General features: G+C 58.4%; 16 protein-coding genes and 2 pseudogenes. 13 read left to right on the top strand and 5 right to left on the bottom strand.

Annotated elements, in window-relative coordinates:
- Window positions 1-93: 93 nt before the first annotated feature.
- The 3 genes from dxs to KRR23_RS24825 all read right to left on the bottom strand — a co-directional run bounded on the left by dxs (window position 94) and on the right by KRR23_RS24825 (window position 3,229).
- Window positions 94-1,992 carry a 1-deoxy-D-xylulose-5-phosphate synthase gene (gene dxs, locus KRR23_RS24835; protein WP_216744643.1) on the bottom strand — a complete coding sequence of 633 codons (1,899 nt, stop codon included), beginning with the start codon at window positions 1,990-1,992 and terminating at the stop codon, window positions 94-96.
- 110 nt (window positions 1,993-2,102) lie between these two features.
- Window positions 2,103-2,990 (bottom strand): (2E,6E)-farnesyl diphosphate synthase, encoded by an 888-nt coding sequence (gene ispA, locus KRR23_RS24830; RefSeq protein WP_216744642.1) that lies wholly within the window; start codon window positions 2,988-2,990, stop codon window positions 2,103-2,105.
- Window positions 2,987-3,229 (bottom strand): exodeoxyribonuclease VII small subunit, encoded by a 243-nt coding sequence (locus KRR23_RS24825; RefSeq protein ID WP_216744641.1) that lies wholly within the window; start codon window positions 3,227-3,229, stop codon window positions 2,987-2,989. Before KRR23_RS24825 ends, ispA begins: the two co-directional genes overlap by 4 nt.
- Before the next feature lie 342 nt (window positions 3,230-3,571).
- Between KRR23_RS24825 and KRR23_RS24820 the strand changes: the two genes are divergently transcribed.
- Genes KRR23_RS24820 through KRR23_RS24795 form a run of 6 tightly spaced genes read left to right on the top strand, consistent with a single transcriptional unit; the run spans window position 3,572 to window position 13,794 of the window.
- A complete protein-coding gene (locus tag KRR23_RS24820; RefSeq protein ID WP_054594235.1) occupies window positions 3,572-4,363 on the top strand; it encodes a YfaP family protein in 792 nt (263 codons plus the stop codon).
- A 51-nt stretch (window positions 4,364-4,414) separates the two neighbouring features.
- Window positions 4,415-6,139, top strand: coding sequence for a DUF2138 domain-containing protein (locus tag KRR23_RS24815; RefSeq protein WP_216744640.1), 1,725 nt, complete (start codon window positions 4,415-4,417; stop codon window positions 6,137-6,139).
- On the top strand, window positions 6,124-6,774 hold the full coding sequence (locus tag KRR23_RS24810) for a DUF1175 domain-containing protein (protein WP_216744674.1): 651 nt from the start codon (window positions 6,124-6,126) through the stop codon (window positions 6,772-6,774). Before KRR23_RS24815 ends, KRR23_RS24810 begins: the two co-directional genes overlap by 16 nt.
- A complete protein-coding gene (locus KRR23_RS24805) occupies window positions 6,771-11,345 on the top strand; it encodes an alpha-2-macroglobulin (RefSeq protein WP_216744639.1) in 4,575 nt (1,524 codons plus the stop codon). The genes KRR23_RS24810 and KRR23_RS24805 overlap by 4 nt, the downstream gene beginning before the upstream one ends.
- A 1-nt stretch (window position 11,346) precedes the next feature.
- Window positions 11,347-12,978 carry a DUF2300 domain-containing protein gene (locus tag KRR23_RS24800; RefSeq protein WP_216744638.1) on the top strand — a complete coding sequence of 544 codons (1,632 nt, stop codon included), beginning with the start codon at window positions 11,347-11,349 and terminating at the stop codon, window positions 12,976-12,978.
- 3 nt (window positions 12,979-12,981) lie between these two features.
- A complete protein-coding gene (locus KRR23_RS24795; RefSeq protein ID WP_216744637.1) occupies window positions 12,982-13,794 on the top strand; it encodes a YfaP family protein in 813 nt (270 codons plus the stop codon).
- Here KRR23_RS24795 and KRR23_RS24790 read toward each other — a convergent pair.
- Both KRR23_RS24790 and KRR23_RS24785 read right to left on the bottom strand, forming a co-directional pair.
- Window positions 13,781-14,929: a Fic family protein gene (locus KRR23_RS24790; RefSeq protein ID WP_216744636.1), complete on the bottom strand. Its 1,149-nt coding sequence runs from the start codon at window positions 14,927-14,929 to the stop codon at window positions 13,781-13,783. The genes KRR23_RS24795 and KRR23_RS24790 overlap by 14 nt on opposite strands.
- Before the next feature lie 138 nt (window positions 14,930-15,067).
- Entirely contained in the window at window positions 15,068-15,517 is a 450-nt protein-coding gene (locus KRR23_RS24785; protein ID WP_216744635.1) for a DUF3828 domain-containing protein, read from the bottom strand.
- A 431-nt stretch (window positions 15,518-15,948) separates the two neighbouring features.
- On the opposite strand from KRR23_RS24785, the pseudogene KRR23_RS24780 reads away from it, so the two are divergent.
- The 7 genes and pseudogenes from KRR23_RS24780 to KRR23_RS24750 form a co-directional block, all read left to right on the top strand.
- Window positions 15,949-16,772, top strand: a pseudogene (locus tag KRR23_RS24780) (nuclease); the annotation flags it as partial.
- 161 nt (window positions 16,773-16,933) lie between these two features.
- A complete protein-coding gene (locus KRR23_RS24775) occupies window positions 16,934-18,655 on the top strand; it encodes a class I SAM-dependent DNA methyltransferase (RefSeq protein WP_216744634.1) in 1,722 nt (573 codons plus the stop codon).
- Entirely contained in the window at window positions 18,645-19,976 is a 1,332-nt protein-coding gene (locus KRR23_RS24770; RefSeq protein WP_216744633.1) for a restriction endonuclease subunit S, read from the top strand. The genes KRR23_RS24775 and KRR23_RS24770 overlap by 11 nt, the downstream gene beginning before the upstream one ends.
- Window positions 19,973-21,025, top strand: coding sequence for a YhcG family protein (locus tag KRR23_RS24765; RefSeq protein WP_216744632.1), 1,053 nt, complete (start codon window positions 19,973-19,975; stop codon window positions 21,023-21,025). The genes KRR23_RS24770 and KRR23_RS24765 overlap by 4 nt, the downstream gene beginning before the upstream one ends.
- A complete protein-coding gene (locus KRR23_RS24760; RefSeq protein ID WP_216744631.1) occupies window positions 21,022-24,126 on the top strand; it encodes a type I restriction endonuclease subunit R in 3,105 nt (1,034 codons plus the stop codon). Before KRR23_RS24765 ends, KRR23_RS24760 begins: the two co-directional genes overlap by 4 nt.
- A 208-nt stretch (window positions 24,127-24,334) precedes the next feature.
- A pseudogene (locus KRR23_RS24755) lies at window positions 24,335-24,505 on the top strand (DUF1016 N-terminal domain-containing protein); the annotation flags it as partial.
- A 241-nt stretch (window positions 24,506-24,746) separates the two neighbouring features.
- Window positions 24,747-26,027 (top strand): glycoside hydrolase family 68 protein, encoded by a 1,281-nt coding sequence (locus KRR23_RS24750; protein WP_216744629.1) that lies wholly within the window; start codon window positions 24,747-24,749, stop codon window positions 26,025-26,027.
- Window positions 26,028-26,536 lie beyond the last annotated feature (509 nt).

Genomic DNA, 26,536 nt, shown 5'->3' with positions numbered 1-26,536 from the left:
CGAAGACGGTATGTCAGCCAACATGGATGTCGACTATCAGTCCGCTTTCGCGAGCAAGCCCGCTCCCACAGGGTTTTGCATGAATCCAGAAATTTAGATGTTCAGCAGTTGCAGGCGCTCGCGAATGGACGCTTCGATACCCGCTTCATCCAGACCACACTCGGCGAGCATTTGCGCTGGCTTGGCGTGCTCGACGTAGACGTCCGGCAGGCCTAGATGCAGCATCGACTTGAGGATGTTCTCGCGGGCGAGGAACTCGCTGACCGCGCCACCGGCACCGCCCATGATGGCGTTTTCTTCGATGGTCACCAGCAATTCGTGGCTGCCGGCGATCTTGCGTACCAGCGCTTCATCGAGCGGTTTGACGAAGCGCATGTCGACCACGGTCGCATCGAGTTTTTCAGCGACTTTCAGTGCTTCGGCCAATTGCACGCCGAACACCAGCAGGGCGACGACGCTGCCCTGGCGACGAATCACGCCTTTGCCGATTTCGATCGGTTCGAGGTTCTTCTCGATTGGAGCATTCGGGCCGGTGCCGCGCGGGTAACGCACTGCCGCCGGGCCGTTGTACAGATGGCCGGTGCTGAGCATCTTGCGCAGTTCGTTTTCGTCGCTCGGGGTCATCACCACCATGCCGGGGATGCAGCGCAGGAACGACAGGTCGAAACTGCCGGCGTGAGTCGGGCCGTCTTCGCCCACCAGGCCTGCACGGTCGATGGCGAACAGCACGTCGAGGTTTTGCACCGCGACGTCATGGATCAGTTGGTCGTAACCGCGTTGCAGGAACGTCGAATAGATCGCCACCACCGGTTTGGCGCCTTCGCAGGCCATGCCGGCCGCGAAAGTGACCGCGTGTTGCTCGGCAATCGCCACGTCGAAGTAGCGCAGCGGAAAGCGCTCGCTGAAGGCCACCAGGTCGGAGCCTTCTTTCATCGCAGGGGTAATGCCGACCAGGCGCGGGTCAGCCGCGGCCATGTCGCACAGCCACTCGCCAAACACGCCGGAGTACTTTGGCCCGCCGGCTTTTTTCGGCGCGGCGGCAGGAGCGTCCAGCGGTTCGAGCTTGGTGATCGCGTGGTAACCGATCGGATCGACTTCCGCCGGGGCGAAGCCTTTGCCTTTCTTGGTCACCACGTGCAGGAACTGCGGGCCCTTGAGGTCACGCATGTTGCGCAGGGTGGCGATCAGGGTCGGCAGGTCATGGCCGTCGATCGGGCCGATGTAGTTCCAGCCGAGTTCTTCGAACAGGGTGCCGGGCACCAGCATGCCTTTTGCGTATTCTTCGGTACGACGGGCGATTTCCCAGGCGCCGGGCAGGCGCGACAGGACCTTTTTGCTGCCTTCACGCATGCTGGCGTAAGTGCGGCTGGAAAGGATCTTCGCCAGGTAATTCGACAGCCCGCCAACGTTGCGCGAGATCGACATGTCATTGTCGTTGAGGATCACCAGCATGTTGGCGTTGACTTCCGGCGCATGGTTCAGCGCTTCGAATGCCATGCCAGCGGTCAGTGCGCCGTCGCCGATCACTGCGATCGCCTTGCGATCACTGTTTTGCAGGCGGGCGGCAATCGCCATGCCCAGCGCTGCGCTGATCGAGGTGCTGGAGTGGCCGACGCCAAAGGTGTCGTATTCGCTCTCGGAGCGACGCGGGAAGGCCGCAAGGCCATCCTTCTGGCGCAGGGTGGCCATGCGTTCGCGGCGACCGGTGAGGATCTTGTGCGGATAGGCCTGATGACCTACGTCCCACACCAGCCGGTCGTCCGGGGTGTCGAAAACGTAATGCAACGCGATAGTCAGCTCGATGACACCCAGGCCAGCACCGAAATGCCCGCCGGTCTGACCGACCGTGTAGAGCAATTCCAGGCGCAACTCATTCGCCAGGGTTTCCAGCTCGGCTTCGCCTAACCGGCGCAGGCCGTCCGGCGTGTTGGCACGGTCGAGCAGGGGCGTGGTCGGGCGCTTGCGGGGAATCTCATGAAACGTCGTGGGCATCAGGCGAATCGTTATAGGTATAAAAGAGGCGGCAGTTTACCTGATGCATCGCACGCTGCCCACGCAGAGCTCGGAACTTGGCCGATTTGCAGTGGGCAACGAGCGCCGGATCAGTTGCGGCGTTCGACGATATAGCGCGCCAGATCACGCAGCGGCTCGGCCGACGCGTCAAACGGTCGCAGTGCGTGCAGGGCCTGATCGCGCAGTTCCAGGGCATAGGCCTTGGCCGCATCGAGGCCGAGCAGCGCCGGGTAAGTCGGTTTGTCCCGGGCAATATCGGCGCCCTGGCGCTTGCCGAGGGTTTCGGTATCGCTTTCGACATCGAGAATGTCGTCCTGCACCTGAAACGCCAGGCCAATGGCCTGTGCATAGGTCTGCAAGGATTTCAGTTGGTCTTTCTCGGCGCGGCCACTGGCCAGGGCGCCAAGCTTGACGCTGGCTTCGATCAGCGCGCCGGTCTTGTGCCGGTGCATGTATTCGAGGGCTTTTTGATCAAGCTTCAAGCCGACCGACCCCAGGTCGATGGCCTGGCCGCCGACCATTCCGGCCGGGCCCGCCGCCAGCGCCAGGGCGCTGACCATTTGCAGGCGGATTTCAGCGTCGGCTGAATTCAGGCGCGGGTCGAGCAGGGCGCTGAACGCCAGGCTTTGCAGGCCGTCCCCGGCGAGAATCGCGCAGGCCTCGTCGAATTTTTTATGGGTGGTCGGTTGGCCGCGACGCAAATCGTCGTCGTCCATCGCCGGCAAATCGTCGTGCACCAGCGAGTACGCGTGGATCAACTCCACCGCACAGGCCGCGCCGTTGGCTTGCTCCGCCTCACCGCCCAGCGCTTCGCAGGCCGCATAGGCCAGCAACGGCCGAACGCGTTTGCCGCCATTCATCACGCTGTAGCGCATGGCTTCATATAAACGTGCGAGTTCAGGGCTCGGCGCGGTGAACAGGGTTTCGAGTGCCGCGTTGACCCGGGCCTGGCTGGTGGCCGAATACGCCGCGATCATTCTGGCTGTTCCGCGTCAAAGGGAGTCTCGGTCAGCTCGCCATCACGCTCAAGCAGCACCTGAACCTTCTGCTCGGCCTGCGCCAGCGCAGCCTGGCAATCACGGGTCAGACCGATGCCTTGCTCGAAAGCGGTCAGCGAGTCTTCCAGCGACAGCTCGCCGTTCTCCAGGCGCTCGACCAGCGTTTGCAGGTCAGCGAGCGATTGTTCGAAATCCAGTGCAGCTTTTTTGCGGGCCATGGCGGCGATTTCCGGTAGACGTTAAACCGGCGCGACACTAGCAGATAGGGGGGAGAGGGGCAAATGGGCGGGGTATTTGGCGCAGCCGTTGCGGGGTAAAAAACACGTTGATGTCAGAACCTGCTGACGATCGATCCACTCTTCGGTCGGTCGTCCAGCCGCTGGCGTGATCCTTGCCGCAAATTTAGTTGTATCTGATTGTTAAAAGTCGTCCATATCGCTAACCTTCGCGCTTTCTACGACCCAATAGCCACGGGTCTTTCTGACGAAACACAGTTTTTTGATCTGTAACGCGCCGAGGACCGGGCGCAAGGTTTCGTTATGCATGGCAGGAGGCGTCACATGCGTTGTTTTCTTTCACTGCTGATCACACTGGTCTGCGCATCGGCTGCCTGGGCGGGGCCCACGGCCGAAGTGTCGGAACCGGTGGGTGGCTGGCGCTATAACGGCCTGCTGGACCGCAGTGAAAACCCTCAAGTCGCCTATCCCACACCGCCCATCGATCGGGGCGTGCAGCGCAATCGCACGATGATCGAGGGGCAGCTCAAGGCCATTGGCACGCTACGCGGGCCTCACACCCTCGCGGTCAACGGCAATCCCCTGAATCTGTACACCGATGACAACGGGCGTTTCACCCGCCCGTATGCGTTCGGTGCCGGTTCCAACAGCGTCGAAGTTCGTAGTTCCGAAGGCAAGTCGCTCAAGCGCGTGCAGTTCTATGAAGCGAATAACCTGCGCACCCCGGCGCGGATTCGCGTGGTGCTGGGTTGGGACGATCCGAAGGCCGAACTCGATCTGCACATTATTACCCCCGACGGCCAGCATGCATTTTTCGCCCACACGACGCTGACCAACGGCGGCGGCCTCGACCCGGATGGTGTCGATGGCCCTGGTCCGGAAATGTTCACCATGACTGCACCGATGCATGGCACCTATCTGGTTTACGTGAACTATTGGGGCAACTTCGGCAGCGGCGGCTATAACTTCGATGAGTCCAGCAACCAGAACGAGGTGATCACCTCGCAGATCAATCTGGTGCTCAACGAAAACACCGTCGACGAAAAACGCGAGACGTTCATCGTACCCTTGCGGGCCATCGGTGATCTGTTGCTGGTCAAGACTTTCAACTATTGAACATCCCGCACCACGGATGAATTGCCGAGCTTTGGGAACATGAGCGTGAACATGAGCGATAACACGATTTCACCAGCCGATTCCCCGGCCGCCGGCGGACCTGCGGCCAACACCTCTCGTCGTTGGCCGGCGCTGCTGATCGGGCTGTGCCTGGTGGTCGGCGTGGCGGGCGGGTTGGGCTGGTTCATGCACAAACCCAAGGCGCCGCCTGCGCAGTTGGCCAGTGACAAACTGGGCATGAGCCGGCCGGACGGTTTGCTCGAAACCCGTTCCTTGAGCCAGTTGCCCAAGGACTTGCTGACGGTGCCATTTCTCAAGGAAACCCTGACCGAAGATTTCGTCTTCTATTACGAAGCCCATGCGGATCGCCTCGGGTTGATTGGCAGTCTGCGCCGGATCATTTACGAGCATGACCTCAAGTTGCAGGACAGCCTGATCGAACAGCTATTCGATCAGCCAGCAGACGTGGCGCTGTGGCGTGGGGCGGATGGTCGCCTGAAGGACTTCCTGTTGGTGATGGATCGCGGTGGCCTGGCCAAGGTGCTGGAGCCGTTGGCTAAAGTGGCGCTGGATGATTCGCAGTTGAGCCAGCTCGGCGAGATGAACGTCGCCGGCGATGTGGTGCCGGTTTATCAACTCACCTACAACGCCGGCAAAGCCCTGGTGTTTGCTTCTCACGGCGACAAACTGGTGGTGCTGTCCAACCCGCGCAAGCTGTATGACATGGGCCATGGTCCGACCGACGAGCACGGCATGGTCTCGACCCAGGCGCTGGAAGCACTGCTGGGTGGTGAAAAACTCTTCCCCGAAGCCTTTGGGCTGCAACCTAAAGCCCCGGAGGTCAAACAACGCCTCTCGGTCAACTCCAGCGTATTAGCCATGGGGTACCAGCGCTTCATCCCGAACTTCGCCGGGCTGCGTTTCGACATGGACGACAAGGGCTGGCACAGTTTCCTGGCCATGGATGAGCTGGAAAACCAGCCGGACTTCGATTTCAAACCGATCTGGCAAGCCATGCCCATGGGCGCCAGCGCTTGCGTGGCCCTGCCGCTGGCCGCCGAACAACAAAAACCGCTGCTGGTGAAACTCGGCGCCGACGAAGCGGTGGCCCAGGCCCTGACCGACCATGTGGCCGGTGCCGCCGGCCTCTGCTGGTACGCCGACTCACGGTTGTACACGCCGTTGCTGGTCGCCAGCCTGAATGACAAGGACAGTGCCAAGCTCGACGGCGATCTGGGCAAGCTGTTTGGCTCGATGGTGGGCGCTTATGAACGCAACGTCGCCGAGCACGCCTTTACGGTGGTCGAGAAGCAGGAAGGCGAAACCCATCGGTGGCAGCGCCAGGTCAGCTCCAACTTTGGCCAATACCCGGCCAAGGCAGCCGAGCAGCCTGCCGCAATCGCCGCTAAGGCGTTCCTGCGGGTGAGCCTGGCGCGCCACGGCTCGACGCTGCTGTTCTCCCTTGACGACACACTGGTGGACAAGGCCCTCGGCACCCTCGACAAACGTTTCCCGCCACTGGCCGACGTGTTGCCGAAAGATCAGCTGACGCCGCTCTACTTCGGCCCGGATTCCATGGCACAGCTGATGCAGCGGGAAACCCTGGATAGCCTGCCGCAAGACATGGAGCCGGTTTTCTACAACGCCGCGCAAACCTACCTGATTCCGAAACTGCGCACGCTCGGCGGTTACGGCAAATACGCCCTGACGTTGCCCAAAGGCAGCGAGCCCGATGGCCACTGGCAATGGCTGCCGCTGGAATGGAAAGCCCTGTGACGGCACTCATCCGAGGCCTTGGCCTGCTGGCGCTGCTGCTCGGCACGCGGGCATTTGCCAGCGAAGCCGCGCCGCTTGACCCGCAGCAATCCCAGGTCTTTCGCGCCTGGTTCGTGCGCATCGCCCAAGAGCAATTGACCCAGGGCCCGAGCCCGCGCTGGTTTCAGCAGGACTGTGCCGGGCTGGTACGTTTCGCCGCCAACGAAGCGCTGAAAGTCCACGATGACAAATGGCTACGTAGCAATGGCCTGTCCAACCGCTACCTGCCGCCGGAACTGCCATTGAGCGACGCCCAGCGCGGCCTCGCGCAGCAATGGCAGCAGGGCGGTGGCAAGGTCGGGCCTTACGTCAATGCCATCAAGCTGATCCAGTTCAACAGCCGTCTGGTGGGCCGCGACCTGGCCCAGGCCCGGCCTGGCGATCTGATGTTTTTCGATCAGGGCGACGACCAGCACCTGATGATCTGGATGGGCCGCTACATCGCCTATCACACCGGCACCACCACCCCTACCGACAACGGCATGCGCTCCGCAAGCCTGCAGCAACTCATGACATGGAAGGACACCCGATGGATTCCCGACGCAGCCAACCCCAACTTCATCGGCGTCTATCGACTGAGCTTTCTCTCCCAATGATCGGTGCCCGCATGTTGCGCATTTGTTCAAGACTGCCCCTGTTGTTGGCCTTGCTGGCCCCTTTGGCCACGGTCAATGCCGATGATTCCGTCGAGCCCAGCGGCTACACGGCGGTGGCCGGTGAAAGTTTTTTCCTGTTGGCCGACAGCAGTTTTGCCAGTGACGAGCAGGCGATGGTTCGCCTCGAAGCGCCGGGCCGCGACTATCGCCGGTACCGCATGGAGCCCTACGGCGGCGCGGACATTCGGGTCTATCGGATCGACAAGCCGCTGGATTTCCTCAAGCGTCAGAAAAACCTGCACCGCGTAGTCAGCAACGGCCAGTTCAAGGGCGAAGGCCTGTCGAACACCCTCGCCTACCTGTGGGACAGCTGGTACCGCAAATCCCGTCGGGTGATGCAGCGAGCGTTTTCTTACGAGTCTCGCAAACAGGTCACCGAGCAAGTGCCGGAACTGAAGATGGGCACCGCCATCGTCGCGCGAACGCCTTACGACGCGCAGCCGCAATTTGCCTTGATTCCGGGTTTGCCGGTGGTCAGCCAATTTCGTTATCCGCTGTGGGAGGCCAAGCCGATACAGCCGCCTGCGGGTGTGAACCTGGCGGGTTCTTCCAGCGAGTTCATCAGTGTCGCGCCGGGTAATGTCTACATCCCGTTGGGTAACCTGAAGCCGGGGCTGTATCTGGTGGAGGCGCTGATCGGCAAGTACCGTGCGACCACTATGGTGTTCGTCTCCAACACCGTGGCCGTGAGCAAGATTGCTGGCGATGAACTACTGGTCTGGGCTGCACGCAAACATGAAGGCAGTTCGGTGCCCAAGGTCAATGTGTTGTGGACCGATGGCCTGGGTGTCATGAGCAGTGGCGCCACGGATGCCGATGGTTTGCTGCGTCTGAAACACGTCAGCCCGGAGCGTTCCTTCGTGATCGGCGAAGACGAAGAGGGCGGGGTGTTTGTCTCCGAGAACTTCTATTACGACAGTGAGATCTACGACACCAAACTCTATGCATTCACCGACCGTCCGCTCTATCGGCCGGGGGATTGGGTGTCGCTGAAAATCGTTGGTCGCGAGTTCAAGAACGCCCGGGATTCGGTGCTGCCAGCGGCTGCCGACGTCAACGTCAGCGTGCTGGATGCCACCGGCACCGTGCTGCAATCGTTGGCGTTGAAGCTGGATTCCAAGGCCGGTACCCAGGGCCGCTTCCAGTTGCCGGAAAACGCTGTGGCCGGTGGTTATGAGCTGCGCTTCAGCTACAAGGATCAGGCCTACAGCAGTGCCTTTCGCGTTGCTGAATACATCAAGCCGCACTTCGAGATTTCCCTGAGTCTGGCCAAACAGGATTACCGCACCGGCGAACCGGTCAAGGGTAGCCTCGTGCTGCTGTACCCGGACGGCAAGCCCGTGGCCAACGCCAAGTTGAGCCTGAGCCTGCGCGCCCAGCAACTGTCGATGGTCGATAACGAGCTGCAATACCTCGGGCAATTCCCGGTGGAGCTGACCAGCACCGAACTGACCACCGATGCCAAGGGCAACGCCACGCTCGACCTGCCGGCCGCCGAGAAACCGAGTCGCTACATGCTCACGGTGTTCGCCAGCGACGGCGCGGCGTATCGGGTCAAGACCACCAAGGAAATCCTCATCGACCGCGGCGCCGCAAGTTTCCGCTTGAGCGCGCCGCAGCGCTTCAGCGCGGTCGGCGACAAGGTTACGTTTAGCTACGCTAACGAAGGTGGCAGTGAGCAAAGCAAAGCCGTCACTGCGAGCAGCTACAGCTGGGTACGCCTGGAAGACCAGACCACTGGCGACGGCAAACTCACACCGAAAGACAAAGGCTTCAGCCTGGACTTCGACCGTCCGGGTACTTACAACCTGACGTTGAAGGATGACCATGGCCGCGTGGTTGGCGCCACCGGTCATTCGGTCACCGGCGATGGCGTCAAAGCCGTGCCGGGCACTGTGGAAATCGTCCTCGACAAACCCGAGTACAAGGCTGGCGACGAAGCGCTGGCGTTGATCACTTTCCCTGAACCGGTCAGCGATGCACTGCTGTCCCTGGAGCGGGACAAGGTCGAGGCTACGGCGCTGCTGTCCAAGGGCGGCGACTGGCTGAAGATGGAAAAACTCAGCGAAACCCAATACCGCGCGCGGATTCCGGTGAAGGATAACTTCGCGCCGAACCTGACCTTCTCCGTGCTCTACACCAAGGGCGGTCAGTACAGCTTCCAGAACGCTGGCATCAAGGTAGTTACGCCGCAAATCGACGTGGCGATTGCCACCGACAAAGAGGCGTATCAGCCGGGCGATACCGTGTCGGTTGACCTGACCACTCAGTTCGCCGGCAAGCCAATTGCGGCACACCTGACGGTCAGTGTCGTCGACGAAATGATCTACGCGCTGCAACCGGAAGTCGCGCCGACCATTGACCAATTCTTCTACCACCCGCGCCGCAACAACGTGCGCACCAGCGCCAGCCTGTCGTTCATCAGCTACGACGTGGCACTGCCGGGCAGCCCAGGTGCGCCGGGTAAGGCCAACCGCAGCGAACGGGGCGTGAAAGTGCTGGAGCGGCCGCGTCGTGAAGATGTCGACACCGCCGCATGGCAGCCAGAACTGGTGACCGACGCCAACGGCAAAACCCGCTTCACCTTCAAAATGCCGGACTCGCTGACCCGCTGGCGCATCACCGCCCGGGCCATCGCCGATGACGGTCAGGTTGGGCAGAAAAAGCAATTCGTGCGTTCGGAAAAACCGCTGTACCTGAAGTGGAGCGGCCCGACCAAATTCCGTACCGGCGACAAACCGGATCTCGGTGTATTCGCTTTCAGTCAGGCCGGGAAACCGGTCAAGGCTGAGCTGGTGATTCATTACGGCGGCGCCGATCAGCGTGTGCCGGTGAGCCTGAACAACGGCATCAACTACATCGCGCTACCCGCCTTCGCATTGACCAGTGGCGAGTGGACGGCAGAGCTGGTGCAGGACGGCAAAACCGCCGACGCGTTAGCCGTGCGCCTGACCGCGACCGGTGACGGTTGGCAGGTAACCCAGAGCCAAGTGGTGGACGCGCTCAGCGGTGATACAACGCTGACCTTGCCGGCAGACGCCAGCGATATTCGCCTACGCCTGGATGACAGTGCGCAAGCGTTGTTCCGTTCGGCCCTCGATGATTTGCTCAGCTATCCGTACGGCGGCGTTGAGCAGACGGCCAGTCGTTTGCTGCCGCTGAGCATTGCCTATCCATCGCTGTCGTCGAACCCGCAGGTTCGTGATCGCTTGCGCCTGATCATGCAAAACAGCCGTCTGCGCCTGGTGCAAATGGCTGGTCCGTCCGCGAGCTTCACCTGGTGGGGCCAGGACGGTGAGCCAGATGCATTCCTCACCGCTTACGCCTATTACGCCGACTGGTACGCCAGTAAAGCACTGGAACTGAGCTTGCCGCCGGAGCATTGGCAGCAGGTGCTTGAGGTCTATTCCAAACAGGCCAAAAACACACCGCTGTTGCAGCGCGCGCTGATCCTGTCGTTCGCCAAACAGATGCAGTTGCCGGTGAACACCTTGCTCAGTGGTTTGATGGATGACCTGGTGAAGGCCGGCGACGGCAATGCCGCAAATCTGATGGACGATGGCGAGGACAGCATCGTGATGAGCGATCCGGATTCGGCGCTGGGGTTGGCGGCGGCGCGTGCGTTGACGGCTTCTTTGGCCAAGCAGTCCAAAGTGGCTCTGCCGGATGCGTTCAATCGCCAGTTGCCGGATGCGCAACAACGATTGGCCGTGAGTTCGCAGCCATTCGCCGAAGCATTGAACCTGTCGCTGCAAACCTTCGATCAGGCTCACGCGGCAGCGTTGTTGCAACGTCTGTTGCCACAGCAATCGACCCTGGAACGCGCCTTGGCGCTGACCTGGTTGCAACGCAGCATCGAGCAGGCTTCGCCGACCATCGCCCTGGCACCGGGTGATGGCTGGAAGAAACGCTACGGTGATACCGGCGAAATGTACTGGACGTGGCAGGGCGCCTCGCCCGTGCCGGCCGTGTTGTCGCTGACCGGAACACAAGAACGTCCGTTGCGTGCGGCGCTGAGCTATCAGACCAGGCAACCGGCAATCGACCCGATGGCCGTGACCATCACCCGTCGCCTGTCGCGACTGGTGCCGGGGGACGAAGCGTTCGAATTCAAACTCGAAGCGGTCGGCACCAAGCCGTTGTCCAGTGACAGCCTGTACCTGGACGAAGTGATCATCGCCAGCAACGCCGCGAAGCCACTGCGCTACGGCATGCTCGAAGTGCCGCTGCCACCAGGTGCGGATGTGGAGCGTACGACCTGGGGCATCAAGCTCGTGGGCAAGGCAGGCAGCGAGCCGAGCACGCTGGAAAAGGCCCGTTTCGAACCGGGACAATTGGCCTACGCGATTCCGGTCGATGCCCTGAGCGGTGAATTGCGCCTGCGTCATCTGGTGCGCTTCTCGCAAAAAGGTCAGTTCAACCTGCCGCCGGTACGCTTCACCCAGGTATATGCGCCACAGCACCAGGCCCTGGAACAGAAGCCGGCCCTCGGCCAGATCACGGTTAAATGACATGATCCGGCCTCTGGTCTGGTGGCTGCTGTGTCTGATCCCTGCGCTGGCCACGGCGCAGGACGAGCCGCTGCGCCTGGCTTTGAAGGGTGAGTTGCTGCAGTTGAGCCGGACTCAGGTGATGGCGCGCGAGCCGTTGCCGAAGACGTTGCAGACGCCGTTGGGGAGTGTGTGGAAGCTGTTCGTTTACGGGTGGCTGGTCGATACCGGCGCTCGTGAGCCGGTTTATGAGTGTCGCGGGCAGTCGAAAGAAGAAGTGTATTGCTGCACCGCTGGCGGGAGCATTGGGCGGGATCAGGCGTTGGCGAAATCCTGCGGGCTGTATTTCGAGCCGCAGCGGTTGGGTATTACTGACGCCGGTTGGCGGGAATATTGGCAGGCGCGTCAGGCGCCGGAGTGGTTGCTGGATTTGCCGTCGTTGCAGCCACAAACCCGGGTTTCGGTGGCTGAGTTGTTAAAGGCTCTGGCGCTGATGCCGGCGCAGGATCAGGCCCGTCGAGTGTTGCTGGATGTGGTGTTGAACGCTGCTGATGGCAATGCCGTGGGTGAACTCGGAGGCCGCCTGCGAGTGAAAACCTGGAGCTGGCTGGGGGATCAGGACCCTTCGTCGCGTCAGGGCGGGTTCGCCGGATGGCTGGCGGACGGAACGCCGATCTGGGCCGGCGGGCGGGGCACAAGCCAGAAGGTCCTTCGCAACTACGCAGAGGCGCTATCCAGCGTGTTGCCGTCCACTTGGCCTGCGCAAGCGGGGCGATGCGTCGAAGTCAGCCTGTTCTCCCGCTATCCACTGCAACGCGTGCTCTCAGGTGATCGCGTCGCGCCCCCCGGCCCCTTGCAGGGCGACTACCGCGTCGAGTTCGTCAACGGTAACCAACTCGACATCCACAGCGATGGCGAGCTGTTTCTGTTGAAGGACGGCCCTTCACAAAAGCTGGTCGCCCGTCTGGACCGCGAAGAATACGTCGCTCGCGTCCTCCAGCGCGAAGCCAGTCCCGAGCCCGCCGAAGCGGCCAAAGCCCTGGCCGTCGCGATCCGCACCTACCTGCTGCAAAATGCCACCCGCAGCGGTGACTGCCTGAGCATCGACGACAGCAGCAGTCGTCAGCGCGTCGCCCCGCGCCCGGCCGCGGCGGACTCGCGCAACATTGCCGCCTGGACCAGCGACCTGGTGCTTGCCGGCAGCACCGTCACTTACCACTCCGATCAGCCCGGCATAGACAAACTCTCCTGGCAGCAAGCCGTCGAACAAGCCAGTGCCGGCCAGCGCTATGACGCGATCCTGCTTCATGCCTACCCGCGTGCGAGCCTCAGCCGTTGGGACAATCCCGTCGCCTCCTGCGAGGCCCTGCCCGCCGCACAAGACTGGCTGCAGAAGCAGCGCCGCGGCTGGCGCCAACGCCTTGAAAGCGAAGTCGGCTACAACGAAGTCGGCACCTTCGCCGTCTGCCGCCTTGCTTTCGGTCACCCTTATGTCGACCGCGAACGCCAGCGCATTTACGTGCGCGGCGTGCTGTCGCTACAGGATCGCCTGGACCTGACTCACGAATACTTGCACCTGGCCTTCGATGCACACCCCAACGGCCAGGACGAAACCTACATCGAAGGGCTCGCCCGTCACCTTTTACTGGAATAGGCCATGAAACATCGTTATCCACAGGTCATCCTGTTCCTCTGCGCTTTGACTGCGTTGCCTATGGCGATGGCAGCCGATGCCGTCAAACTCGACACCCCTGTCGGCGGCTGGCGCATCGGTGCCGCCGAAGGTGAAGGCGAAAACTTCCGTCAGACCGTCAACTACCCGGCTTCCTCGGTCAACACCCCGGTGGGCCAGGCCAACACCGCTCGCATTACCGGTCAAATCAAAGCCACTCCCAAACGCAACGAGCCCGGAAAACTCATCGTCAACGGCGTCAGCATGCCGCTGAAAGTCGATCCCGCCGGACATTTTGACCGCCCGTTTTCATTCCCCAATGGCAGCAATAGCGTCGAAGTCCGCAGCCCGGACGGCCAACAACGCCACCGCACTCAATTCCTCCACCTCAGCGGCGGTGCGACCCCGGCCAAATTGCGGGTCCTGCTGTCCTGGGACAGCGATAACACCGATCTGGATTTGCACCTCATCACCCCCGATGGCGCACACATCTGGTACGGCGACCGCGTGGCGCCCAATGGCGCGGCGCTGGATGTCGACGTCACCACCGGATACGGGCCGGAGATTTTTTCCATGCCGGCGCCGATCAAAGGGCAATACCTGGTGTATCTGAATTACTTTGGAGGCGGGTATCGCAGTGGCGAGGATGGCCAGGAGAATGCTGTTCAGCCGCTGACGACCGCGCAGGTGACGGTGATTACAGAAGAGGGAACGCCTGACGAGAAGATGCAGACGTTTGTCGTGCCGATGCGGGCGGTGGGGGAGTTGACGCTGGTTCGGGCGTTTAGTTATCCGTGAGGGGGAGGTAGCTGATTTGATACCGAGTACTACGACCACCCCCTGGCAAACGCATCAGGCAGCCTTTCTCCAGCAACTCCGTCAAGTGTCGGGTTGCGGTGGCTTTGGATACTTTTGCCACGGCTTGATACTGGGCGGCGCTGATGCCGTTCTCAAAGCCGTTCTCGCCGCCATCGAGCAAGCGATTGAGTACTTTGACTTGTTCTGAAGACAGCGGATGTTCTCGATGCTGTTGCCAGAAACGCGCTTTGCCGAGCACGCGGTCGATACGAACCATAGCCTGTTGAAGGCTGCGCAATAGTGTTTGCAGAAACCACTCCAGCCACTCGGTGATATCAAGCGTGGCTTTCTGAGAGGTCTCCAGCACCCGGTAATAACCGGCGCGATCATCCAGGATACTGGCGGACATGGCGTAGAAACGGATGGCCTGGTTTTCGCCTTGAGCGAGCGCCAAGTCAGTGAGGGCACGGGTCAAACGCCCGTTGCCATCGTCGAACGGATGGAGGGTCACAAACCAGAAGTGCGCGATGCCTGCACGGAGCAATGGATCGAGTTGTGTCTTGGCGCGGCTGGTTTCGAACCAGTCGAGGAAGGCATCCAACTGCTGCTCCAAGCCGTCCCGCGCAGGGGCCTCGAAATGAACGGTCGGCTTATCCAGGCGACCGGAAACCACCTGCATCGGCTCATCTCCACGCAAGGCGCCGACACGGTTATTTCGTGCACTGAAGTCTTCTTCCTGAGCAGGGAACAACCACTCATGCCAGCGCAGCAGACGTTCAAGGTTCAGCGGCTCGGCGAAATGCTGGGTGGCATCCAGCATCAACTCCGCCAACCCTTCACTGCGCTTGCTCACGCGACTGTCGCCTTCGTCTTCCAGGCCCAGACGTCGGGCCAGCGAAGAGCGCACCGAACCTGCATTAAGCTGTTCGCCTTCGATGGCGGATGAGGTCACGATGTTCTGAAGTAACGAATCCAGCTCACTTTGTGCGGTCAGTTCCGCCCCCACATAACTGGACATCCCCAGTAAGCGACCTTGCGCCAGCACGCACTCGCGCAACAGCGGCGACAAGCGCTCGGACTGCCAGTGAAAGTGCGGCCAATCGGGCTGTTGCCAGATCCAGCGAGGATGGTCCATGGGGAAGGGCTCTTGAGTATGAGCCGAATAAGGAGGTTATTCGGCTCATTTAGTGAGCCGATTGTGTGATCTATTCGGCTCACCGTCCAGTAGATCGTCAGTGCGCCTGGCGATTCAGAAGAAACGATCGGCCATCGATCAGTCACTCTGATCCGCTGTGGACAGCACGTCATTGATCTTCCAGCAGCCATTGTTCTTGACCAGCAACACATCAACGATCTGGGTTGTATCGGGCGTATTGCCCAATGTCACCTGCTCCCTGGCTGAGGCTCCCTGCACGAGTGGCTCACTGACCTTGATGTGGGTGAGCCATTCTTCCATGTAGTCTTGAGCCTTGATGAAATAGTCCTCTTCCAGCCCGTCCGGGCTGGCGATCTGCTTTTTGATCTTGTCAATCAGCTCATCGGAAACGTACTGCTTCATCTGCGCAACATCATCGCTCAACGGATCTTTTCCAGCGCTGAAGCTTTGCAGGTACCCGTTATAGAAAGCTTCGGCCACGGGCTTGGGGGAGCTGGCGCAGTCGGCGAAGGCAACAGGGGGATGAAAAACCGCGGCGGCGAACAGCAGGGAAAGCCACTTTCTCATGGTTGTGTCCTTACAGATGCGATGGGTTTGGGAAAGACGTGAGGTATTCGCCGAGCCCGTTCAGGCGCGGGATAGGTTGAGCGCTTTGGGGGAGGGCAGTCAATGGATGGCTGATGGTGGGGGGACGGGAATGGTCCACCTGCGTTTGGCGATGCCGGGATGTCGGCTGACCTGATTACGTAGTCGGTCAGCAGTTGCTCGGCATGGAGCCTAAAGGCTCGGCGGTTAACAGTCCCAGCTCTTGGTGAGCTTGGCGACGAATTCATTCGCTCGCTGGGGGCGACGGGGTTGTTACCATGGAAGTCCGTATGAAGTCGCGGCACCCTCAAGGCACTCTAGCGGCGAAATTACAGTTTCCCTTGTAAACCATTCAATTAAGGATGATCGAGTTGCCTATCAAAACGGATGTCTGGACCGTTGGCCTCGCCCCGAACAAACTGCGTCAGCAGCGATCTACAAGCGCTTCCAACCGGGATGCAGTCTGGATGTAGATTTTCTGGCGCGTTTCGGTCGTGAGCTGGATGACGATGAGTTGAACAAAAGTCACCAACTGATCATCGTTGCCACTGAGTTGGATTCCAGCAGTGAGCGCATCGTTGAGTACCTCAGCAAACGGGATATTCCAATCAATGTGCTCTGCTTTCAGATTTTCCAAACGGGCGATCAACAGCTGCTGAGTCGATCCTGGTTGCTCGATCCCGTTCAGACCCAAGTGAATGCCGTGTCGACGAGCGAGGGGCATAACGAGCCTTGGAATGGTGAATTCTACTGTTCGTTTGGAGACTCCGCTTCGCGCTCTTGGGCAGACGCCGTGGAGTTCGGTTTCATTTCCGGTGGCGGTGGAGCGTGGTACAGCAAGACGCTACAGCTCTTGTCTCCGGGCGATCGGGTCTGGGTCAACATTCCGCAACAAGGCTATGTCGGAGTTGGGCGTGTTCTTGGAACATCCACACCTGCAAGTGAATTCACGGTGATGCAATACGGTGTGGAGCGACCAGTACTTGAGGTCGCGACGCGTGCCAATTATCACGCTGAGTTTGCCGATGACCCAGAGCGTTGCGACTATTTTGTTCCGATCCAATGGTTGCAGAGCGTGCCTGTGAGCCAGGCAGTGCGAGAGATTGGGATGTTTGGTAATCAGAATACGGTGTGTCGCCCGACAACGCCGAAGTGGCGGTGGACGATTGAACGGTTGAAGCAGCGGTTTCCGCGGTTTGATGAGGTGGTGGCTATTGGCGATTCGAAAATGCCATAGCGTATCGGCGTAATCGGACGGTTAATCACCCCGAGAGCTCTCAGATGCACGATAATCAGCGTTTTTTCGTTCGCGCAAGCGTATTGACGACGTACTCACATTCATCCGTGAGTACGCATAATTTGTAGTCCCTGCCAACGCAGGGGCCGTTGGAGCAGTAAATGACTGATATCACCACCCTTCGCGCTACGGGCAGTGCGATGAGCCTGGCCGAGCAGGCGCTGAATAAGGCGCGGGAGCGTTTTGATTCTGTTGTGGAAGTGCCTCCTGTCCCAGCTTCTAAAGTTAAAAAACCGAAGGTTCAAGCCACGACAACGATGCCGGATCTGGAGAAAACACTCTGGGCCTCGGCCGATAAAATGCGCGCCAACATGGACGCCGGCGAGTACAAGCACATTGTGCTGGGGCTGATTTTCCTCAAGTACATTTCCGACAGCTTTGCCGGTCGTCGTGCCGAGCTGGAAGGCAAATTTACCGACGCCAACGACGATTACTATCTGGGCACCGATGCGTCCGAGTTAATGGCCGACGAGCTGGAAGATCGCGATTACTACCGCGAGGTCAACGTTTTCTGGGTGCCGGAAGTGGCGCGCTGGGAGTCGATCCGTGCAGCGGCCAAACAGGTCGATATCGGTAAACGCATCGACGAAGCCCTGAGCGCCATCGAGGCGGAAAACCCCAAGCTCAAAAACATGCTCGACAAGCGATTTGCCCGTGCTGAATTGCCGGACGGCAAGTTGGGTGAACTGGTCGACCTGATCTCGACCATCGGCTTCGGCTCGGACGTCAGCAAAGCACGCGACCTGCTAGGGCAGGTGTATGAATATTTCCTCGGCCAGTTTGCCCGCGCCGAAGGCAAGAATGCCGGCCAGTTCTATACACCGGCCAGTATCGTCAAAACCTTGGTGGCCGTGCTCAATCCACACCACGGCAAGGTTTACGATCCGTGCTGTGGCTCTGGCGGTATGTTTGTCCAGTCGGAAAAGTTCATCGAAGCCCACGGTGGTAAGCGGGGCGACGCGTCCATTTATGGCCAGGAGTCCAACCCTACGACTTGGCGTTTGGCGGCCATGAACATTGCGATTCATGGCTTCGAGGGTAACCTCGGCAAGGAACCGGCAGACAGCTTCGTTCGTAACCAGCACCCGGACCTGCGCGCTGATTTCGTGTTGGCCAACCCGCCGTTCAATATCAGCGATTGGTGGCACGGTAGTTTGGAAGGTGATCCACGCTGGGTATATGGCACACCGCCGCAAGGCAATGCCAACTACGCGTGGTTGCAGCATATGCTTCACCACCTTAAACCGACTGGGCGGGCGGGGATCGTCCTGGCCAATGGTTCGATGAGTTCGAGCCAGAACACTGAAGGTGAAATTCGCCGTGCCATGGTCGAGGCGGATGTGGTGGAGGTGATGATTGCCTTGCCGGGGCAGCTGTTTCTAAACACGCAGATTCCGGCGTGTTTGTGGTTCCTTGCCAAACAAAAAACAGCCCGTCCCGGTGAAGTGCTGTTTATCGATGCGCGCAAGCTTGGGACCAGCGTTAGTCGTGTGCAGATTGAGTTTCTGGAAAGCGACATCGAATTGATCGCTCAAACCGTGGCCAATTGGCGCGGTGAACCGTTGGACGTTGGCGGTGATATTGCCGAGTACGTTGACGTGGCCGGTTTCTGCCGCAGCGTGACCCTCAGCGAAATCGCCGAGCACGGCCATGTACTGACTCCGGGTCGCTACGTTGGTGCCGAGGCGGTAGAGGACGATGACGAAGCTTTTGCCGACAAGATGCAGAATCTCACGGTTTTGTTGGGAGAGCAGATGGTCAAGGGCGCGGAGCTTGATCAGTTGATCCGCCAGAAGCTAGGAGGGCTGGGGTATGAGTTCTGAGTCTAGAACCTATCGCGTTGAAGAGTTAATCAGTGCGGGACTGCTTGAAATTGGAGATGGCTATCGAGCAAAAAACTCTGAGTTGGCCGAAACAGGCATCCCGTTTGCGCGAGCGGGAAACATTAACAATGGGTTCAAATTTGATGACGCTGATTTCTTCCCAGAGTCGGAGCTGTCACGAGTAGGAGCGAAGGTTAGTCGCCCCGGCGATGTTGTCTTTACGTCTAAGGGTACTGTTGGCCGTTTTGCTTTAGTTGAACAACATAGCCAACGTTTTGTGTACTCACCCCAGTTATGCTTTTGGCGGTCCCTTGATTCAGGAAATGTCCTTCCTGAGTACCTGTACTACTGGATGAGCAGTCAAGAGTTCCTACATCAGGTTAGCTATCTAAAAGGTCAAACAGATATGGCTGACTACGTCAGCCTACGAGATCAGCGACGGATGGCCGTGACTATTCCTTCGATGCAGCAGCAGCTTCATGTCGTTGAGTGCCTGAAACCAATTGACGAGCGCATCACCCTGCTACGCGAAACCAACGCCACCCTGGAAGCCATTGCCCAAGCGTTGTTCAAATCCTGGTTCGTCGATTTTGATCCAGTGCGCGCCAAGGCCGAAGACCGACAACCCGAAGGTATGGATACTGCCACCGCTGCACTGTTTCCGGATGGCTTTCAAGAGTCTGAACTTGGGATCGTGCCAAAGGGGTGGGAGGTTGGATCGATTCTCGACATGGCAAATATAATCAGCGGAGGCACACCTAAGACTGATCGTGCGGAATATTGGGGGGGGAATATTCCGTGGGCTAGTGCGAAAGATGTGTCTCAAGCGTCTAGTTCAATTCTTACTGGAACAGAGCGAACTATTACGAGCCTTGGACTTCAGAAAAGCTCTACAAAGATGATTCCGGCATATAGCTCAGTTGTTGTTGCACGAGGTGCTACAACTGGACGCATGGTTATGTTTGGTAAAGCCATGGCTATGAATCAAACTTGTTATGCGTTGGAGTCTAAGGGTGGAGTACCGATTGCGCTTTATTTGATTTTGAGGAAAGAAATCGAAGCGCTAACACAAAAAGCCCATGGCTCTGTATTTGATACGATTACAACTAGCACATTTGCTGCGTCAAAAATTTTGTTGATTCCAAATATATTACTGGCTTGCTTTGAAAGTGCTGCTGCGCCTCTATTTCAGCGTATTCTCGCAGGGATTCAAAAAGCCCAAACCCTAACCCAACTCCGCGACACCCTACTCCCTCGTCTAATCTCCGGCCAACTCCGCCTACCCGAAGCCGAGGAACTGGTCGAGGAGGCCTGTGCATGACCAAAAATTCGCCCCCCGCACTACCCGAGGGCTACGCCACCTGGCTGGCCCAGTTAAAGGGTGACATCGCCCATGCCCGGCAACGGGCAGCGTTGGCGGTCAATGCCGAGTTGGTTCAGCTCTATCACCGCATTGGGGGCGAGATTCGGCAGCGGCAGGAGTCCCAAGGTTGGGGCGCTAAAGTCATTGAGCGCCTGGCCAGCGATCTGACGGATGCGTTCCCTGAGGTTCGTGGTTTTTCCAGCCGCAACCTCAAGTACATGGCCTTCTTCGCGCAGCATTGCCCGGAGGGTCAATTTGGGCAGCAGCCTGCTGCCCAATTACCGTGGTTCCATGTAGTAACCCTGCTGACCAAGCTGGACAGCCCCACCGAGCGCGAGTGGTATGCACAACAAACCGTGCAGCACGGCTGGTCGCGCAGCACGCTGGAGCTGAACATCAAGAGTCGTCTGCAGCAGCGTCAAGGCGCGGCGGTCACCAATTTTGTCGCTCGTTTACCAGCTGCCGATTCAGCGCTGGCTCATGAAACACTGAAGGATCCTTACCTGTTCGACTTCCTCGGTCTGGGGCATGACGCTCAGGAACGGGAAATCGAGGAGGGCCTGATCCGCCACATCACTCGCTTTCTGCTGGAACTGGGTGCAGGTTTCGCGTTTGTCGGTCGACAGTTTCGTTTGGAGGTGGGTGGCGACGAGTTCTTCATCGACTTGCTGTTCTACCACATTCGGCTCAAACGCTATGTGGTGGTGGAACTCAAGGCGACTGCATTCAAACCGGAACATGCCGGCCAATTGAATTTCTATCTGGCTGCCGTCGACGCACAGATCAAGGCTGAGGATGACAATCCCACCATTGGCCTGTTGCTGTGCAAACAACAGAACCGGTTGGTCGCCGAATACGCACTGTCGGGCATCGATAAACCGATTGGTGTGGCTGAATACCAACTATTGCGTGATCTGCCCGAAACACTGGGCGGCAAACTACCGAGTATCGCTGAGATCGAAGCGGAACTGGCCGGTGACATGGACACAGGAAGTGAATTGGAATGACCGAAGACCAGTTGGAGCAAGAAGCCCTCGGATGGTTGGGCGAACTGGGCTACACCCACGTCTATGGACCTACGATTGCCCCTGACGGCGATAGCCCCGAGCGTGACAGCTATCGCGAGGTGGTGCTGGTGGGGCGTCTGCGTAGCGCAATTGATCGGCTCAATCCCAAGGTACCTTTAGCTGCTCGCGAAGATGCGCTCAAGCAGGTACTGGACTTGGGTGTTCCGGTGCAGATGTCGGCGAATCGAGCATTTCACCGTTTGTTGGTTGGTGGTGTGCCGGTGCAGTACCAGAAGGACGGCGAGACCCGGGGCGATTTTGTTCGTCTGATCGATTGGGCTCAGGTGAAGGCCAACGACTGGATCGCGGTCAATCAATTTCCGGTCCAGGGCCCCAAGAACACTCGGCGGCCAGACATCATTCTGTTCGTCAACGGATTGCCGCTGGTGTTGCTGGAGCTGAAAAATCCGGCTGATGTGAACGCTGACATTTGGAAAGCCTTCGAGCAAATTCAGACCTATAAGGAACAGATCCCGGATCTGTTTCAGTACAACGAGATTCTGGTTATCACTGACGGCACGGAAGCGCGCATGGGCTCGCTGTCAGCGGACGCTGAACGCTTCATGAATTGGCGCACCATCGACGGCCAGGATCTGGACCCGCTGGGGCAGTTCAACGAGCTGGAGACTTTAATCCGCGGTGTGTTCGCCCCGGAGATGCTGCTGGATTACCTGCGTTACTTCGTACTGTTCGAGGACGACGGTTGCCTGGTGAAGAAAATTGCCGGTTATCACCAGTTCCATGCGGTGCGTGCGGCCATTCAGCAAGTGGTGATCGCGTCCCGTCCCGGTGGAACCCACAAGGGAGGCGTGGTCTGGCATACCCAGGGCTCAGGCAAAAGCATCACCATGACCTGTTTCGCCGCTCGGGTAATGCAAGAGACGGCGATGGAGAACCCGACCATTGTGGTGATCACGGATCGCAATGATCTGGATGGTCAGTTGTTTGGCGTATTTTCGCTCTCGCAGGATTTGCTGCGCGAGCAACCGGTGCAGGTAGAGACGCGTGGTGACTTGCGAACCAAACTGGCCAACCGCCCCAGTGGCGGCATCGTGTTCGCGACGATCCAGAAGTTCATGCCCGGAGTGGATGAAGACAGCTTTCCCGTGCTGTCTCTGCGCCCGAACATCGTGGTTATCGCTGATGAGGCTCATCGCACCCAATATGGGTTTAATGCCGAGCTGAAAGTACCTGATATCAATAAGATCGCCCATACCAGAACCCGTTACCAGGTCGGCTACGCCCAGCATCTGCGTAATGCGTTGCCGAACGCTACCTTCGTGGCGTTTACCGGTACGCCGGTGTCCAGTGAGGATCGAGATACTCGCTCGGTGTTTGGCGAGTACATCCACGTCTATGACATGCAACAGGCTAAGGACGATGGCGCCACCGTCGCCATTTACTTCGAGTCACGTCTGGCCAAGTTGTCGCTGAAAGCCAGTGAGCTGCCGACGATTGATGATCAAGTCGACGAGTTGGCTGAAGACGAAGAAGAGGATCAGCAGTCACGCCTTAAGAGCCGTTGGGCGGCGCTGGAAAAAGTAGTGGGTGCCGAGCCACGAATTCGAAGTGTGGCCAAGGATCTGGTGGCCCACTTCGAAGAACGGAGTCAGGCTCAGAATGGCAAGGCCATGATCGTGGCGATGAGTCGCGATATCTGCGTGCATTTGTACAACGAGATTGTGGCGTTACGCCCGGAATGGCACGACGAAGACCCGGAAAAGGGTGCAATCAAGGTCGTCATGACCGGCAGTGCTTCGGACAAGGCTCTGTTGCGTCCGCATATTTACCCGGCGCAGGTGAAAAAGCGCCTGGAGAAGCGATTCAAGGACCCCGCGGATCCGCTCAAATTGGTGATCGTGCGCGACATGTGGCTGACCGGTTTCGACGCCCCTTGTGTGCATACCTTGTACGTGGATAAACCGATGAAGGGCCACAACCTGATGCAGGCCATTGCACGGGTCAATCGGGTGTTCAAGGACAAGCAGGGTGGGTTGGTGGTCGATTACATCGGTATCGCCAACGAGTTGAAAGCCGCGCTCAAGGAATACACCGCGAGTAAGGGTAGGGGGCGACCAACAGTTGATGCTCATGAGGCCTATGCGGTGCTTGAGGAAAAGCTCGACCTGCTTCGTAGCTTCCTGCATGGCTTTGACTACAGCGACTTCCTGAAGGGCGGTCATAAATTGTTGGCGGGTGGCGCCAACCATGTGCTGGGTCTCAAGGACGGGAAAAAGCGTTTTGCTGATACGGCGCTGGCCATGAGCAAGGCGTTCACCTTGTGCTGCACTTTGGACGAGGCCAAGGCGGTGCGCGAGGAGGTGGCCTTTTTTCAAGCGATCAAAGTCATTTTGATCAAGCGCGATGTGAGCCAACAGAAAAAGACCGACGAAGAGCGTGAGTTGGCGATCCGCCAAATCATCGGCAACGCGGTGGTCTCGGGTGAAGTGGTTGATGTGTTCCAGGCGGTCGGTCTGGATAAACCCAACATTGGCTTGCTGGACGACGACTTTCTCGCCGAGGTCCGTAACCTGCCAGAAAAAAACCTCGCGGTAGAGCTGCTTGAACGGTTGCTTGAGGGTGAAATCAAGAGCCGCTTCAGTACTAACCTGGCTCAGGACAAAAAGTTCTCCGAGCTGCTCGACAATGTGATCAAGCGTTACCAGAACCGCTCGATCGAAACGGCACAAGTCATCGAAGAGCTGATCGAGATGGCAAAGAAATTCGCTGTAGCCAGCAAGCGTGGCGATGAACTCGGCCTGAATGATGATGAACTGGCGTTCTACGATGCTTTGGCAAATAACGAGTCATCAGTGCGCGAGCTCGGCGACAAGGTACTGGCTGATATTGCTCACGAGCTGACGGATAGCTTGCGTAAAAACGTCACGGTGGACTGGAACAATCGCGAAAGCGTCAGGGCCAAGCTCCGTCTGCTGGTCAAGCGGATCCTGCGCAAATACAAGTATCCACCGGACCAGCAAGATGAAGCGACCAAGCTGATTCTGGAGCAGGCAGAGGCGCTCTGCGAAGCTTGGGGGTGAGCTCTGGGCTCGTAACCCCTCTAATCGTAGTCCGTGCTCAATCACAGGCGCGCAATGCGCATGCTCAAGCATTGTTTCGTGAGGCGTCCCACCGGATGGTAGGGCCCTTGCCGAGAGACAGATGATTGTCCAACAGGTTGTTGGACAATTGCACCCAAGGCCCCTTTTTTCGAGAAGGCTCGGGACCGATTCACTTTCTATCTGACCCAATCTCTTCTGCATGCGCCAGTTTTACGAGGCGTACACGCATGACGTAAATATGTCAGCAGTGCCGACACAATTACCCTGGCCCCAAGACCTGATCAACCTCAATCGAAGCAAACGCCCGCAAGAGCGCGAGTTTTACCTGCGTATGGCGATTCAGGAGCCGTGGCCAAGCTGTGATCAGCCTGTCCAGCTTTCATATTGGAATGAAAAGAGGCTTGCCGAGGGGTAGGCCTTTTTTGTGCAAAAAATAACCTGATGAAACGTATCAGCTAGCAACAAAAAACCCATAAATCCAAAAAATTGGAATTTTTACTTGATCTTGAAAATTCACTGACTTACAGTGAAATCACTGTATGGATATACAGTAACTAACGAAGATTCATTTAAATATATTCATGGATGAGGTACTCCCTATGAAAAGCAACACTGAAAAACTTGGTCAGCTTCCCCGTCAACCCAGCTTGTGGACCCGCGCCGACGCGCTGAAAGTTCATGCGGATGATCCGACCACTACCCAGCCTCTGGTCAGTGCGGATTTCCCGGTATTGAGCAACGAGGTGTTCATCTGGGACACCATGCCGCTGCGCGATATGGACGGTAACGTGGCTTCTGTCGACGGCTGGTCGGTCATTTTCACCTTGACCGCAGATCGTCATTCGAACGACCCGGAATACATCGATAAAAACGGTAACTACGACATCGACCGCGACTGGAACGGTCGCCACGGTCGGGCAAAGATGTATTACTGGTTTTCCCGCACCGGTAAAGACTGGCAGTGGGGTGGTCGCGTGATGGCCGAAGGGGTTTCGCCAACCGCCCGTGAATGGGCTGGCTCCCCGATTCTGTTGAACGACCAGGGCGATGTGGATTTGTATTACACCGCCGTCACGCCGGGCGCCACGATCGTCAAGGTGCGTGGCCGCGTGGTGACGACTGAACATGGCGTCAGCATGGTGGGCTTCAAAAAGGTTACGTCGCTGTTTGAAGCTGACGGCAAGATGTACCAGACCGAAGCGCAGAATCCGTACTGGGGCTTCCGTGATCCATGGCCGTTCCGCGATCCGAAAGACGGCAAGTTGTACATGCTGTTTGAGGGCAACGTGGCCGGTGAGCGTGGTTCGCACAAGGTCGGCGAAGCTGAAATCGGCGACGTACCGCCGGGCTATGAAGATGTCGGTAACTCGCGCTTCCAAACCGCCTGTGTCGGTATCGCCGTAGCGAATGACGAAGATGGCGACGACTGGGAAATGTTGCCGCCACTGCTGACTGCAGTAGGCGTCAATGACCAGACCGAACGTCCGCACTTCCTGTTTCAGGACGGTAAATACTATTTGTTCACCATCAGCCATAAGTTTACTTATGCCGACGGTGTGACCGGTCCGGACGGGGTGTACGGTTTCGTGGCGGATTCGCTCTTCGGCCCTTACGTGCCGCTGAACGGTTCCGGTCTGGTGCTGGGCAACCCCTCTTCCCAGCCATTTCAAACCTATTCACATTACGTGATGCCTAACGGCCTGGTGACTTCGTTCATCGACACCGTACCCACAAAGGAAAGCGACACCGGAATGAAGTTCCGGGTCGGCGGCACTGAAGCGCCGACAGTGGGCATCAAGGTGAAAGGGCTGCAGACTTTCGTGGTGGCCGAGTATGACTACGGTTACATTCCCCCGATGATTGATGTAACGCTGAAATAGTATTGAAGCTACACAGGGCCTTCAGGCACCGGGTTTGAACTCGATAACAAACTCGTTGTGGATATGATCGAGATATCCTCGCCTGACTCATTGCGACTTGATCGGGAGCCGCATTGAACAATGCGTAGCATCGACCCTTCGAAACTGGCTGCAAGGATGCAGCCAGTAACGGGGCTCCCCCCTAAGCGCAACGCTTATCTAACGATCAACCCTTCCCCTGTTCCCCAGCAACTCATCCAATGCATCCGCATTCTCGTCCGCCCACGCAGACAATACCGTCAACGGTTCAGCAAACCGCTAGCCCAGCGATGTAGCACGGATTCACAACCCCAGGTGAACGGCTCTTCGATGTGGCTGTAGCCTTTGTTTTATCCAGGCAGGAAAGGTTGTAGACGGGGCAGGATTATTCCGGGCATTAAAAAGCCGGCTTGTGGGCCAATGCTGTTCACTTAAGGAAGTCTGGAGGCCTGAGAAGTATCTGTGGCGAGGGAGCTTGCTCCCGCTGGACT

Origin of the sequence: Pseudomonas sp. CVAP#3 (assembly GCF_018986375.1) — a bacterium.
GTDB lineage: Bacteria > Pseudomonadota > Gammaproteobacteria > Pseudomonadales > Pseudomonadaceae > Aquipseudomonas > Aquipseudomonas helvetica.
This window is presented reverse-complemented; position numbering and strand designations above follow the sequence as displayed.